This is a genomic window from Streptomyces calvus, assembly GCF_006782915.1.
Lineage (GTDB): Bacteria > Actinomycetota > Actinomycetes > Streptomycetales > Streptomycetaceae > Streptomyces > Streptomyces calvus.
Window position 1 is genome coordinate 281641 of record NZ_VCNP01000043.1, and the last position, 12647, is coordinate 294287.

General features: G+C 72.4%; 12 protein-coding genes. 6 read left to right on the plus strand and 6 right to left on the minus strand.

Translation table 11 applies throughout. The features are described from left to right. Window positions 1-42: 42 nt before the first annotated feature. The gene (locus FGW31_RS20235; RefSeq protein ID WP_142194841.1) at window positions 43-3348 is read right to left on the minus strand and encodes a S41 family peptidase; all 3306 of its coding nucleotides are present in this window, start codon (window positions 3346-3348) and stop codon (window positions 43-45) included. A 173-nt stretch (window positions 3349-3521) separates the two neighbouring features. Here FGW31_RS20235 and FGW31_RS20240 point away from each other — a divergent pair, with 173 nt between their 5' ends. Both FGW31_RS20240 and FGW31_RS20245 read left to right on the plus strand, forming a co-directional pair. Next, window positions 3522-4121 (plus strand): TetR/AcrR family transcriptional regulator, encoded by a 600-nt coding sequence (locus FGW31_RS20240; protein WP_142194842.1) that lies wholly within the window; start codon window positions 3522-3524, stop codon window positions 4119-4121. A gap of 99 nt (window positions 4122-4220) precedes the next feature. Further along, window positions 4221-6428: an MMPL family transporter gene (locus FGW31_RS20245; RefSeq protein WP_142194843.1), complete on the plus strand. Its 2208-nt coding sequence runs from the start codon at window positions 4221-4223 to the stop codon at window positions 6426-6428. Window positions 6429-6555: 127 nt separating this feature from the next. On the opposite strand, the gene FGW31_RS20250 is transcribed toward FGW31_RS20245, so the two are convergent. Next, window positions 6556-7086: an ATP-binding protein gene (locus tag FGW31_RS20250; protein ID WP_142195003.1), complete on the minus strand. Its 531-nt coding sequence runs from the start codon at window positions 7084-7086 to the stop codon at window positions 6556-6558. Window positions 7087-7232: 146 nt separating this feature from the next. Here FGW31_RS20250 and FGW31_RS20255 point away from each other — a divergent pair, with 146 nt between their 5' ends. The 4 genes from FGW31_RS20255 (at window position 7233) to FGW31_RS20270 (ending at window position 9237) form a co-directional block, all read left to right on the plus strand. Beyond that, the gene (locus FGW31_RS20255) at window positions 7233-8090 is read left to right on the plus strand and encodes a helix-turn-helix domain-containing protein (protein ID WP_142194844.1); all 858 of its coding nucleotides are present in this window, start codon (window positions 7233-7235) and stop codon (window positions 8088-8090) included. Then, on the plus strand, window positions 8087-8275 hold the full coding sequence (locus FGW31_RS20260) for a DUF397 domain-containing protein (RefSeq protein ID WP_142194845.1): 189 nt from the start codon (window positions 8087-8089) through the stop codon (window positions 8273-8275). Before FGW31_RS20255 ends, FGW31_RS20260 begins: the two co-directional genes overlap by 4 nt. Window positions 8276-8285: 10 nt before the next feature. Further along, complete coding sequence (locus FGW31_RS20265) at window positions 8286-8789, plus strand: YbaK/EbsC family protein (protein ID WP_142194846.1); 504 nt, start codon at window positions 8286-8288, stop codon at window positions 8787-8789. A gap of 172 nt (window positions 8790-8961) precedes the next feature. Next, a complete protein-coding gene (locus tag FGW31_RS20270) occupies window positions 8962-9237 on the plus strand; it encodes a DUF1876 domain-containing protein (RefSeq protein ID WP_142194847.1) in 276 nt (91 codons plus the stop codon). Window positions 9238-9301: 64 nt separating this feature from the next. Here the strand turns inward: FGW31_RS20270 and FGW31_RS20275 are convergent, their stop codons facing one another. The 4 genes from FGW31_RS20275 to cbiQ all read right to left on the minus strand — a co-directional run bounded on the left by FGW31_RS20275 (window position 9302) and on the right by cbiQ (window position 12647). Beyond that, complete coding sequence (locus tag FGW31_RS20275; RefSeq protein WP_142194848.1) at window positions 9302-10471, minus strand: serine hydrolase domain-containing protein; 1170 nt, start codon at window positions 10469-10471, stop codon at window positions 9302-9304. Window positions 10472-10593: 122 nt separating this feature from the next. After that, window positions 10594-11064 carry a MarR family winged helix-turn-helix transcriptional regulator gene (locus FGW31_RS20280; RefSeq protein ID WP_142194849.1) on the minus strand — a complete coding sequence of 157 codons (471 nt, stop codon included), beginning with the start codon at window positions 11062-11064 and terminating at the stop codon, window positions 10594-10596. A gap of 11 nt (window positions 11065-11075) precedes the next feature. Next, a complete protein-coding gene (locus FGW31_RS20285; protein WP_142195004.1) occupies window positions 11076-11843 on the minus strand; it encodes an energy-coupling factor ABC transporter ATP-binding protein in 768 nt (255 codons plus the stop codon). 12 nt (window positions 11844-11855) lie between these two features. Continuing rightward, the gene (gene cbiQ, locus FGW31_RS20290) at window positions 11856-12647 is read right to left on the minus strand and encodes a cobalt ECF transporter T component CbiQ (RefSeq protein WP_142194850.1); all 792 of its coding nucleotides are present in this window, start codon (window positions 12645-12647) and stop codon (window positions 11856-11858) included.

Sequence of the window (12647 nt, forward strand, 5' to 3'; positions counted from 1 at the left end):
GCGCCGCAGCGGAAGGGGTGCCCTGGCGAAGGGCACCCCTTCTCATGTTCTCGGCGGCAGCTTCGGACGGGAGCGGTCGGGGACGTCGCGGTAGGACGGGGGTGTGGCCGGCGGGTTGGTCTCCAGCAGCTCCAGGGCCAGCCGTACGGCGTCGTCGAGCTGGGCGTAGCGGCCCTCGGCCCAGTCCAGCGGGGTGCGCAGCGCCTCCAGGTCGGGGGCGACGCCCTTGTTCTCCACCGACCAGCCGTACGCGTCGAACCAGGCCGCGTTCATCGGCACCGTGATCACCGTGCCGTCCCCGAGCCGGTGCCGGCCGGTCATGCCGACCACGCCGCCCCAGGTGCGCTGGCCCACCACCGGGCCCAGCCGCAGCAGTTTGAACGCGGCGGTGATCATGTCGCCGTCGGAGCTGGTCGCCTCGTCCGCCAGCGCCACCACCGGCCCGCGCGGGGCGTTGGAGGCGTACGAGACGGGCTGGGCGTCGCGGGTGAGGTCCCAGCCGATGATGGTGCGGGTCAGCTTCTCGACGACGAGTTCGCTGATGTGGCCGCCGGCGTTGCCGCGCACGTCCACGATCAGCGCGGGCCGGGACATCTCCATGCGCAGGTCGCGGTTGAACTGGGCCCAGCCCGAGCCGCCCATGTCGGGGATGTGCAGGTAGCCGCACCGGCCGCCGCTCAACCTCCGTACCACGGCACGGCGTTTGGCCACCCAGTCCTGGTAGCGCAGCGGCGTCTCGTCGACCAGCGGGACGACCGCGACCCGCCGCGGCGGGGCCTCGTCCTGCGGGTCCGAAGCGCCGTCCGCGTGAGGGCCGTTGCGGTCGGCGGCCGGGCGGAAGGTCAGCTCCACCGTCGTACCGCCCGCACCCGCGAGCAGCGGGTACGGGCCGGTGACCGGGTCGACCGGGCGGCCGTCGACATGGGTGAGGACCGCGCCCTCGCGGATGCCGGTGCCGGCCAGCGGTGAGCGGGCCCGGGAGTCGGAGGAGTCGCCGGGCAGGATCCGCTTGACCGTCCAGCCGTCCTCCCGGGGCACGAGGCCGGCGCCGAGCAGGCCCTGCGGGCGCTGGTAGTGCGGCGGGCCCTCGTTGCGGCGGGCGGCGGTGACATAGGCGTGGGAGGTGCCGAGTTCGCCGAGGACCTCGCGCAGCAGATCGGCGAACTCGTCCGGCGTGGCGACCCGTTCGACCAGCGGGCGGTACTGGTCCAGGACCGCGTCCCAGTCGATGCCGCACATGCCGGGCTCCCAGAAGTAGGCGCGGATCAGCCGCCCGGCCTCCGCGTACGCCTGGCGCCACTCGGCCGCCGGGTCCACCTCGTGCAGGATGCGCCGGGAGTCGATCCACACCGTGGAGTCGCTGTCGCCGGGCTCGGTGGCGGGCACCGCGCGCAGCTCGCCCTCGTCGGCCACGACCAGCCGGGTGCCGTCGCCGCTGACCGCGAAGAAGTCCAGGTTGGCGACGAGTTCGGACTTCCGTGCCCGGCCGATGGAGAAGTGCTCCAGGGTGGGCCGGCCGCTGGTGTCGTCCGGGTTGGCGAAGGTCTCGCCGAGCGCGCCGGAGATCGGCCAGCGCAGCCACACCAGCCCGCAGCCCGCGACCGGATACAGCCCCGAGTACTTGGAGGCGGCGACCGGGAACGGCGTGACCCTGCTCTCCAGGCCCTCCGCCTCCACGGTCACCGTGCCGCTCTCGCCGCCCTCCCCGGCGTCCTCGCGCTCCACCGGGTCCAGACCCCCGGCCGCCGGCCGGCCCTCGGGGTTCAGCGCGAACGGCGACGGCGTCGCGGAGGACAGCGGCACCAGGTACGGGCGGCAGCCCAGCGGGAACGACAGGTCGCCGGTGTGCACGTCGTACACCGGGTCGAAGCCGCGCCAGGACAGGAAGGCGAGATAGCGGCCGTCCCGGGTGAAGACCGGATTCTCGTCCTCGAAGCGGCCGTTGGTGACGTCGACGACCAGCCGGTCGGCGATCCGGGCGAGTTTGATCTGCCGCAGCGACCGCCCGATGCCCGGGTGGGACCAGGCCAGCCACGCCCCGTCGGGGGAGAAGGCGAGGTCGCGCACCGGGCCGTTGACCGAGCGGATCAGCTCGGTGACCTCGCCGGCCGGGCCGTCCGCCGACTCGCCGGTACCGACCAGCAGCAGCCGTCCGTCGTGCGCGGCGACGGCCAGCCGGTCCCCGTCCGGGTCGGACACCATCTCCAGCACCCGGCCCAGCCTCCCGGCGGCCAGCCGCCGGGGCGGGCGCTGGCCGCTGGCCCGGGGCAGCGAGGCGATCTCGACGGCGTCCTCGCCCTCGGCGTCCGTCACGTAGGCGACCCGACCGCCGGCGCCGAGCATCTCCGGCAGCCGCACCCGGACGCCCGGGGTGTCGGTGAGGGTGCGGGCGGGGCCGTCGCGGTGGGTGAGCCAGTACAGGCTGCCGCGGACGACGACGGCGCTGGCCCGGCCGGTCTCGTCGACGGAGATGCCGTCGAGGTGCCGGGCGGCCGGCACCTGGTAGCGGCGGCGTCCGGCGCGCGGGCCGCTCAGCGTCACGTCGAGGCGGCGTGGGACGGAACCCGGGGACAGGTCGTCCACCAGCCACAGGTCGCCGGCGCACTGGTAGACGACCCGGATGCCGTCGCCGGAGGCGTGCCGGGCGTAGAAGGCGTCGTGGTCGGTGTGGCGGCGCAGGTCGGAGCCGTCGTACGCGCACGAGTAGAGGTTGCCGACGCCCTCGTGGTCGGAGAGGAAGGCGATCCGGCCGTCGACGAACATCGGCGAGTGCAGATGGCCGCCGAGCCCTTCGAGCAGCCGCCGGCCGTGCAGCCACAGCCTGCCCGTGGCGCCGCCCCGGTAGCGCTTCCAGGAGGCCGGTTCGTGCGGCGGGGTGCCGGTGAGCAGCAGCGATTTGCGCTCCCCGGCGATGTCGGCGACCTGGAGGTCGGAGACCGGGCCCCAGGGCAGCTTGCGGCCGGGGCTGCCGTCGCAGCCGAGCTTGTAGGCCCAGGTGAAGTGGGAGAACGGTTCGCCGTGCGAGGCGACGGCGAGGATCTCGGCGTGACCGTCCTCGTCGGGCGGCGTCCAGCCGCAGACCCGGGTGTCGGCGTTGCCCCAGTAGGTGAGGCGTTCGCCCGGTCCGCCGTCCACCGGGACGAGGTGCACCTCCGGGTCGAGGCTGCGCCAGCTCGTGTACGCGATGTGGCGGCCGTCGGGGGAGAAGCGGGGGTGGCCGAGCCGGGTGCGGTCGACGGTGAGCCGCCAGGCGCGGCCCCGGCCGTCGAGCGGGGCGAGCCAGAGGTCGTCCTCGGCCACGAAGCACAGCAGGTCGTCCTTGAGGTGCGGCAGACGCAGATAGGTCACCCTCCCCATGCTTTTCCCGGGTACGGACCCCGGCAACTTATGAGAAACCGACAACCGTGACGCAGAACACGAACGAAACCGTTTCGTTTCGCTAGCGGCCGGGAGTATCGTCGTACGTGTACGAAACCGTGTCGTTCGGCCCGGCCGGACGACGGAGCGGAAGGTGGGACGGGATGAGTGACGTCGCGACGACACGTCGCAGCCGGATCACCCCCGAGCGCGAGGCCGAGCTGTACGCGGCCGTGCTCGACCTGCTCCGCGAGGTCGGCTACGACGCCGTCACCATGGACGCCGTGGCCGCCCGCACGAGGTCCAGCAAGGCCACCCTCTACCGCCAGTGGGGCGGCAAGGCCGAGCTGGTGGTCAGAGCGATGCGCAGCCAGAAACCCGGCGGCCTCGCCGACATCGACACCGGTTCCCTCCGCGGCGACCTGCACGCCATCGCCGTACGTGAGGACGACTGCGCCATGGAGCAGAACGCCGCCCTGATGCGGGCGCTGGCCATGGCCGTCCACACCAACGACGACCTGCGCCAGGCGTTCAAGGAACTCCTGGTGGAACCGGAGATGGAGGAGTTCCGGCGCATGGTCCGGCGCGCGGTCGACCGGGGCGAGGTCCGCCCCGACAACCCGGCGCTGGAGTACCTGGTGCACATGCTCGTCGGCGCGTTCGCCACCCGGACGCTGATCGACGACCTGCCGCCCACCCGGGACTTCCTGCTCTCGTACATCGACGCCGTGGTCCTCCCCGCCCTCGGCGTGCCCCTCCACTGACCGTCCCCCAGTCAGCCACCACCTGACGTCACCGCTCACGTCGTCGGGCTGATCACACCTGCCCCGAAGCAACCACGACCTGACCGGGAGTACGCCCTCGTGGCCACTTTCCTCTACCGACTCGGCCGGTTCGCCTTCCGGCGACGGCATCTCGTAGCCCTCTTCTGGGTGGCGCTGCTGGCGCTCGCGGGCGTCGGCGCGGCCGGCGCGCCCGCCGCCGGCAACTCCTCCTTCTCCATCCCCGGCACCGAGGCCCAGAAGGCCTTCGACCTGCTGGACGAACGCTTCCCCGGCTCCAGCGCCGACGGGGCGACCGCACGCGTCGTCTTCAAGGCACCGGCCGGCGAGAAGATGACCGACGCCGAGAACAAGAAGGCCGTCCGGAACACCGTCGACGCGCTCGCCGACGGCTCCGAGGTCGCCGTCGTCACCGACCCCTACCAGGCCGGCGGCATCAGCCGGGACGGCACCATCGCCTACGCCTCGGTGAGCTACAAGGTCTCCGGCATGGAGCTGGAGGACTCCTCCCGCGACGCCCTGGAAGGCGCCGCCGAGGACGCCCGCAAGTCCGGGCTGACCGTGGAGATCGGCGGTGACGCCCTCCAGACCGTCCCGCACACCGGGTCCGCCGAGATCATCGGCATCGGTGTCGCCGCGGTCGTCCTGGTCATCACCTTCGGCTCGCTGCTCGCGGCCGGACTGCCGCTGGTCACCGCGATCGTCGGCGTCGGCATCGGCGTCGCGAGCATCACCGCGCTGGCCAGCACCCTGGACCTCGGCTCCACCACCTCCATCCTCGCCTCGATGATCGGCCTCGCCGTCGGCATCGACTACGCGCTCTTCGTCGTCTCCCGCTACCGCGCCGAACTGGCCGAGGGCCGGGACCGCGAGGAGGCGGCCGGCCGGGCCGTCGGCACGGCGGGCTCCGCCGTGGTCTTCGCCGGCCTCACCGTCGTCATCGCCCTGGTCGGTCTCGCCGTCGTCAACATCCCGATGCTGACCAAGATGGGCGTCGCCGCGGCCGGCACCGTCGCCCTCGCCGTCCTCATCGCCCTCACCCTCATCCCGGCGCTGCTCGGCTACGCGGGCCGCCGGGTCCGCCCGGCCGGCGAGAAGAGCAAGCTGCTCGGCGGCGGCCGCGCCGCGAAGAAGCCGCAGCGCCCGAACATGGGCACCCGCTGGGCGAGCTTCGTCGTGCGCCGTCCGCTGGCGGTGCTCCTGCTCGGCGTCATCGGCCTCGGCGCCGCCGCCGTCCCGGCCGCCTCGCTGGAACTGGGCCTGCCCGACGACGGCTCCCAGCCGACCTCCACCACCCAGCGCCGCGCCTACGACCTGCTCTCCGAGGGCTTCGGCCCGGGCTTCAACGGCCCGCTGGTGGTCGTGGTCGACGCCAAGGACAGCGACGACCCGCAGGCCGCCTTCCGGCAGACCGGCGAGGACATCAAGGGCCTCGACAACGTCGTGAACGTCGGCCCGGCCCAGCCCAACAAGGCGGGCGACACCGCGACGATCACCGTGATCCCGGACGCCAAGCCCTCGTCGGTCACGACCGAGGACCTGGTGCACGACATCCGTGACACGGGCGCCGACATCGGCTCCGACACCGGGGCCGACGTCCTCGTCACCGGCGCCACCGCCATGAACATCGACGTGTCGCAGAAGCTCAACGACGCGCTGGCCCCGTACCTGATCCTGGTCGTCGGACTGGCCTTCCTGCTCCTGATCGTGGTGTTCCGCTCGATCCTGGTCCCGCTGAAGGCGGCCCTCGGCTTCCTGCTCTCCGTGATGGCGGCCCTCGGCGCGGTCGTCGCGGTCTACCAGTGGGGCTGGCTGTCCGGCCTGATGGGCGTCGAGGAGACCGGCCCGATCATGTCGATGATGCCGATCTTCATGGTCGGCGTGGTCTTCGGACTGGCCATGGACTACGAGGTCTTCCTCGTCACCCGCATCCGGGAGGCCTACGTCCACGGCGAGAAGCCGGGCCAGGCCGTGGTGACCGGGTTCAGGTACAGCGCCCGGGTGGTCACCGCGGCGGCGGTCATCATGATCGCGGTCTTCTCCGGCTTCATCGGGTCCAGCGACTCGATGGTCAAGATGATCGGCTTCGGTCTCGCGGTCGCCGTCCTCTTCGACGCGTTCGTCGTCCGCATGGCGATCGTCCCGGCCGTCCTCGCCCTGCTCGGCAAGCGGGCCTGGTGGCTGCCGAAGTGGCTGGACCGCGCCCTGCCCAACGTGGACGTCGAGGGCGAGAGCCTGCGCACGGAGGGCGACCCGAAGGACGAGGACCGGGAACTCGTGCGGGCCTGACGGCCCGGCGCGACACCGAACCAGCCGGTGAGGGCTCCGTGGGGACGGGGTGCCCTCACCGGCTTCCTCATGCCGGCGGGACGGAACGGGCCGCATGCGCAGGTACCCGTGCTTCATGCCGGTCCGTTCACTCGCGACGCTCCCGTGTCTCCCGCAGGACGTCCTCGAACGGGACGCCGGCGGCCCGGTTCGTCATGCGCCCATCGACGATCCGGTCGATCTCGCACGCTTCCGGTTCACCGGTCCGCACCGTCAGCTCCGCCCACACCGTCTTGCGCGGGTACGGCCCCCGAGCGACGCCCCAGCGGTCGGCGAGCGCCTCCACGAGCAGCAGGCCCCGGCCGGACTCGGCGTCGGGAGCGGGCGGCGGGGCGAGGTGGGGCAGGCGGTCGGCGCGGGTGTCCGTGACCTCGATGCGCAGGGTGTCCGCGACGACGTGGAGGGCCAGGCGGAAGTCGCGGCCGGTCACGCGGCCGTGCGTGGCCGCGTTGGTGGCCAGCTCGGCGACGATCAGCTCCGCCGGGTCCGACGGGAGTCCCCAGCCGCGGAGGTGCCGCCTCGCGAGGAGCCGGGCGAGGCGGGCACTGCGCGGAGTCGGGGACAGCAGCACGCTGAAGTTGCCGACGTGGTGGGTGAGTTCATGGTCGGGGACACTCATCTCGTGGTTCACGTCACCCAGAGTGGCGGAGCGTGTCTGCCTTGAGCTGCGCTGATGCCAGGGCGTAGGAGAACTGTCTCGCCGTTGTCCCGTGCTGTCCCGGCTGTCTGCGGAGTTGTACGAGTGGACAAGCGCGTTGGAGGTGGATGGCTGTGACCAACCGAGGTGTGGACGAGTCGGGTTGGGATGTCGAGCCCGGGGACGAGATCGAGCCGGTGGTGCAGGCGGTGGGGCATCTGCTCAAGGTCTGCCGAGAAGCGGCGGGAATGCGGGCGGTCGACCTCGGGGAGTCCATGGGCTACGGCGAGGACATGATCCGCAAGATGGAGCGGGGACAACGGATTCCCAGGCCGGAGTTCCTGGACAGGGCGGACACGGTACTGAACGCGCAGGGGCATCTGCGCGCCTTCATGGAGGACATGAGGAAGGCCCGGTATCCGAAGAAGGTGCGGCGGCTGGCCGACATGGAGGCACGAGCGGTCGAGCAGCTGTACTACAACAACCACAACATCCACGGCCTGTTGCAGACGCGTGAGTACGCCAAGGCGCTGTTCGAGATGACGCAGCCCCCGCTCTCGCCGGAAGTGATCGAGCGGGAGGTGGCCGCCCGGACGGATCGTGCGTCGATCTTCGAAAGGGACGACCCGGCTCCAGCGCTCAGCTTCGTCCAGGAACAGGTGACCCTGGAGCGGCCACTTGGAGGGAAGGCGGTAATGCGTCGACAGCTCGAACACCTTCTGGTGGTGGGCCAGTTGCGGAACGTCTCGATCCAGGTCATGCCGACCGACCGCGACGAGCACGCCGGAACGCAGGGACTGATCGAGGTGCTCAAGTTCGACGACGGCACGGCGATCGGTCGTTCCGACGGTGCCTTCAACGGCCGCCCGACCTCAAACCCAAGGGATCTTCGTATCCTTGAATTGCGTTATGGGACGATCCGGGCCCAGGCCCTCCCTCCGAGGGAGTCGTTGATCTTCATCGAGAAAGCGCTGGGGAGACTATGAGCACCACGGAACTCCACTGGTTCAAGAGCAGCTACAGCAGCAGCGGCGAACCCGGCGACTGCGTCGAAGTCGCCATAGCCCCCGCCACCGTCCACATCCGCGACTCCAAGACCGCCGAGGCCCCGCACCTCACGGTCACGCCACGCACCTGGAATTCCTTCGTGGGCCACGTATCCGACCGCTAGCCTGCCGGGCATGACGTCCTCGGAATCACTCGCCCACCCCCGTTTCGCCGAGGCTCTGCGTGAGCTAGGGCTGATCGACCTGCACACCCGGATCCGCCGGTTCCCGGACGCGACCCGTACCGCCGCCGAGGCCGCAGCCGCGCTCGGATGCGAGCTGAGTGAGATCTGCAAGTCACTGGTCTTCGCGGCGGACGGGGAGCCGGTGCTGGTGCTGATGGACGGGGCCTCGCGGGTCGACGTGGAGCTGGTCCGCAAGGAACTCGGCGCCGAGAAGGTGACGCGGGCCAAGGCCGACGTCGTACGGGAGACGACCGGGTACGCCATCGGGGGCGTACCGCCCTTCGGGCACCGTACGAGGACGAGGGTGCTCGCCGACCGGTCGCTGCTCGCGCACGACGTGGTGTGGGCGGCCGCGGGTGACCCGCACACCGTCTTCCCCATGTCGCCCGAGGACCTCGTGGCCCACGCCGGTGCCACGGTGGTGGACGTGCGCGAGCAGCCGCAGACTTCGTGACCCGGCCGGTCACCGCGGCCGTGCTGCTCGCCGCGGTCACCCATGCCGGCCGGCCCGCCGGCGCGCCGCACCGGAGGTAGGGCGGGCGCGGGCGGGAACCGCAGCGCGGGCGGGTGCAGCGCGGCGGGACGAGGAGCACCCTGGAATGAGAGGTGTTCCGGAGGTGATCGTCATGATGCACACCGCAGTGGGCTGGCATGTGGAGCTGGAGTTCATGGAGGACGACCAGCACACGCGCGCGGTCGCGATGGTCCGGCTGCCCGACGGGACCGAGGTGCGGGCGAGCGGGCACGCGAGCCGGCACCGGACCGACGCGAATCAGCCGAGGGTCGGGGAGGAGGTCGCCGGCGCACGGGCGTTGAACGAGCTCGCCATGCAGCTGCTCACCAAGGCGCACAACGAGATCGACGCGGCGTCGGGCCGCACCTCGCACCCGATCCACGTCTAGTCGCGCCCGCCGGGTCCGGGCTCCGCGGCCGTGCGGTGGTCACGGGGGCCGGACCCGAGTCGGCTCACGGCGTGAGCTGCGTGAGCGACTGCCGTACCGCCCGTACCAGTGCCTGGGCCCTGGGGTCCGCCGTCACCGTCCTGCGGAAGCCGTTGGTGACGTAGCCGAAGGCGATGCCGGACTCCGGGTCGGCGAAGCCGAGGGAGCCGCCGCGGCCGGGATGGCCGAACGAGCCCGGGGCCAGGAACGGGGAGGCGCTGCCGTGCAGCATGTAGCCGAGACCGAAACGGGTGCCGACGACCAGGACGCGGTCGGGGCCGGCGGACTCCTCGGCGCGGGCGCGTTCCACGGTGGCCGGGTCGAACAGGCGGGTGCCGTCGACCGGGCCGATCAGTGACGCGTAGAAACGAGCGAGGCCGTCGGCCGTCGCGATGCCATTCGCGGCGGGCAGGGCCGCCGCGCGGAACTCCGGGTCGTTCTGGTCCGGGAACGGGGTGATCGCGGCGAAGGCGCGGCGGGTGAGGGAGGCGGGGTCGGCGTAGGCGTCGGTGACCGACCGCTTCGGGCGGGCGCGCAGCACCCCGGACGGTTCGGGCCCCTCGATCCGGCCGACGGTGCCGACGCGGTGCGCCTGCGCCTGAGGCAGCCCCACCCACAGGTCCAGGCCCAGCGGAGCGGCGATCTCCGACGCGATCCACTGACCGGACCCCCGGCCCGTGACGCGCCGCACCAGCTCGTCGAGGAGCCAGCCGTACGTCAGCGCGTGGTAGCCGTGGTCGGTGCCCGGCTCCCACACGGGGGCCTGCGCGGCGACCGCCTCGGCGGCCCGCCGCGGGTCGGCCGCCTCCCGCGGGGTGAGCGGACGGTCCAGGACGGGCAGTCCGGCGCGGTGGTTCAGCACGTGCCGGACCAGCAGATGTTCCTTGCCGTGCGCCTTGAACTCCGGCCAGTGCTCGGCGACCGGCGCGTCCAGGTCCAGCTCGCCGCGCTGGTGCAGCAGCAGGAGCACGGCGGCGGCGACGCCCTTCGTAGCGGAGCGCACCACCTGCACGGTCTCCTGCCGCCAGGGTTCGCTGCCGTCGACGTCCTTCACTCCGGCCCACAGGTCCACGACCCGGCGGCCGTCCCGGTAGACGGCGACCGCCGCGCCCCGCTCGCCGAGCGTGTCGAAGTTCCGTGCGAACGCCGCCCTCACCGGCTCGAAGCCCTCGGCCACTGTGCCGTGCACGTCCACGTCCGTCGGTCCCTTCCACTCGCCTGCGACGGTGGGTGCAACGGCGGCGGACCGCCTGCGATTCCTGGGCCGCGCCCGCAGCGCAGGATCGTTACGCCGATGTTGCCGCGGGCGCGCCCGGATCAGCGGGCCCGTTCCGCCGCCGCGTCCGCCCGGTGCGCCAGCTGCCACAGCTGCTCCCGCAGCCGGGCCACCTCCGGCCCGGTCAGCTCCGCCACCGACAGCAGCGCGCCCGGCACCACCGCCGCGCGTTCGCGCAGCTCCTCGCCCCGGCCGGTGAGCGCGATGCGCACCGTGCGTTCGTCGTGCGCCGCGCGCTCCCGGCGCACCAGGCCGGCCGCCTCCAGCCGTTTGAGCAGCGGCGACATCGTGCCGTAGTCCAGCCGCAGGGCGGACGCCAGCTCCTTGACGGTCGTCTCGCCGCGGTCCCAGAGCACCAGCAGCACCAGGTACTGCGGATACGTCAGGCCCAGCCCGTCCAGCAGCGGACGGTACGCGGACGTCACCGCGCGCTGGGCGGCGTACAGCGCGAAGCACAGCTGCTCGTCGAGCAGCAGTGAGGCGCTCTCCGCGGTCGGCTTCTCGTTCGTCACGCGCCCATTGTCTACGGACGGCCGGGCGCCGCCGATACCGAACGCGGATCGAAACCGTACGGCAGCTCCAGACGGTGGGCGCGCATCAGCGCCTCGTCGGCGAGGAGGTCCGCCGTCGGGCCGTCCGCCGCGATCACCCCGTCGCTGAGGACCAGGGAGCGCGGGCACAGCTCCAGCGCGTACGGCAGGTCGTGCGTGACCATCAGGACGGTGACGTCCAGGGAGCGCAGGATGTCGGCCAGTTCCCGGCGGGAGGCCGGGTCGAGGTTGGAGGACGGCTCGTCCAGGACCAGGATCTCCGGCTCCATGGCGAGGACGGTCGCCACGGCCACCCGGCGCCGCTGGCCGAAGGAGAGGTGGTGCGGGGGCCGGTCCTTGAACTCCGCCATGCCGACCCGGGCCAGGGCGCGGTCCACGCGCTCCTCCAGCGCGGCGCCCTTCAGCCCGGCCGCCGCCGGGCCGAACGCCACGTCCTCCCGCACGGTCGGCATGAACAGCTGGTCGTCGGGGTCCTGGAAGACGATGCCGACGCGCCGCCTGATCTCCGCCATGTGCCGCTTGCCGACCGGCAGTCCGGCCACCGTGACCGTGCCGGTGCCGCCGGTGAGGATGCCGTTGAGGTGGAGCACGAGCGTGGTCTTGCCGGCGCCGTTCGGGCCGAGCAGCGCGACCCGCTCGCCGCGCGCGAGGGAGAAGTCCACGCCGAACAGGGCCTGGTGGCCGTCGGGGTAGGCGAAGGCGAGGCCGGAGACCTCCAGGGAAGCAGTCACGCCGTCCATCACAGCATCCATTCAGAGCGTCCATCCCAGCAGGCAGACCACGAGGGCGGCACAGGGCAGGGCGAGGGCGTACGACCACTGCGCCCGGGACGCGGTCACCTCGTCGATCACCGGCATGGAACCGGCGTAGCCGCGGCTCAGCATGGCCAGGTGGACGCGCTCGCCGCGCTCGTAGGAACGGATGAACAGCGCGCCCGCCGACTTGGCGAGCACGCCCCAGTGCCGCACCCCGCGCGCCTCGAAGCCGCGGGACTCGCGGGCGATCCGCATGCGCCGCATCTCGTCGGTGATGACGTCGCCGTAGCGGACCATGAAGGAGGCGATCTGCACCAGCAGCGGCGGCAGCTTCAGCCGCTGGAGGCCGAGCAGCAGTGCGCGCAGCTCGGTCGTGGCGGCCAGCAGCACCGAGGCGGCCACGCCCAGCGTGCCCTTGGCCAGTACGTTCCAGGCGCCCCACAGTCCGTTCACGCTCAGCGACAGCCCGAGGACGTCCACCCGCTCGCCCTCCGCCACGAACGGCAGCAGCACGGCGAACGCGACGAACGGCACCTCGATCAGCAGCCGCTTGAGCAGGAACCCGGCCGGGACCCGGGCGGCGTACGCGACGCCGGCGAGCAGCCCGGCGTACACCGCGAACGCCCACATCGCCTCGCGCGGCGTGGAGACCACCACGAGCACGAAGGCGAGGACCGCGGCGAGCTTGGTGTGCGGCGGCAGGGCGTGCACGGGTGAGTGCCCGTGCCGGTACAGCCTGTGGGCTCCCCCACTGCTGAACGCGTGGGAGGTACCCCCATCCGCTCCCAT

Bases quoted from the DNA above. Each gene is read 5' to 3' on its own strand.
- FGW31_RS20240 (WP_142194842.1), top strand. From the start codon at position 3,522: ATGAGTGACGTCGCGACGACACGTCGCAGCCGGATCACCCCCGAGCGC.
- FGW31_RS20250 (WP_142195003.1), bottom strand. From the start codon at position 7,086: ATGAGTGTCCCCGACCATGAACTCACCCACCACGTCGGCAACTTCAGC.
- FGW31_RS20255 (WP_142194844.1), top strand. From the start codon at position 7,233: ATGGCTGTGACCAACCGAGGTGTGGACGAGTCGGGTTGGGATGTCGAG.
- FGW31_RS20260 (WP_142194845.1), top strand. From the start codon at position 8,087: ATGAGCACCACGGAACTCCACTGGTTCAAGAGCAGCTACAGCAGCAGC.
- FGW31_RS20265 (WP_142194846.1), top strand. From the start codon at position 8,286: ATGACGTCCTCGGAATCACTCGCCCACCCCCGTTTCGCCGAGGCTCTG.
- FGW31_RS20270 (WP_142194847.1), top strand. From the start codon at position 8,962: ATGATGCACACCGCAGTGGGCTGGCATGTGGAGCTGGAGTTCATGGAG.
- FGW31_RS20285 (WP_142195004.1), bottom strand. From the start codon at position 11,843: ATGGACGGCGTGACTGCTTCCCTGGAGGTCTCCGGCCTCGCCTTCGCC.
- cbiQ (WP_142194850.1), bottom strand. From the start codon at position 12,647: ATGGGAGCGGATGGGGGTACCTCCCACGCGTTCAGCAGTGGGGGAGCC.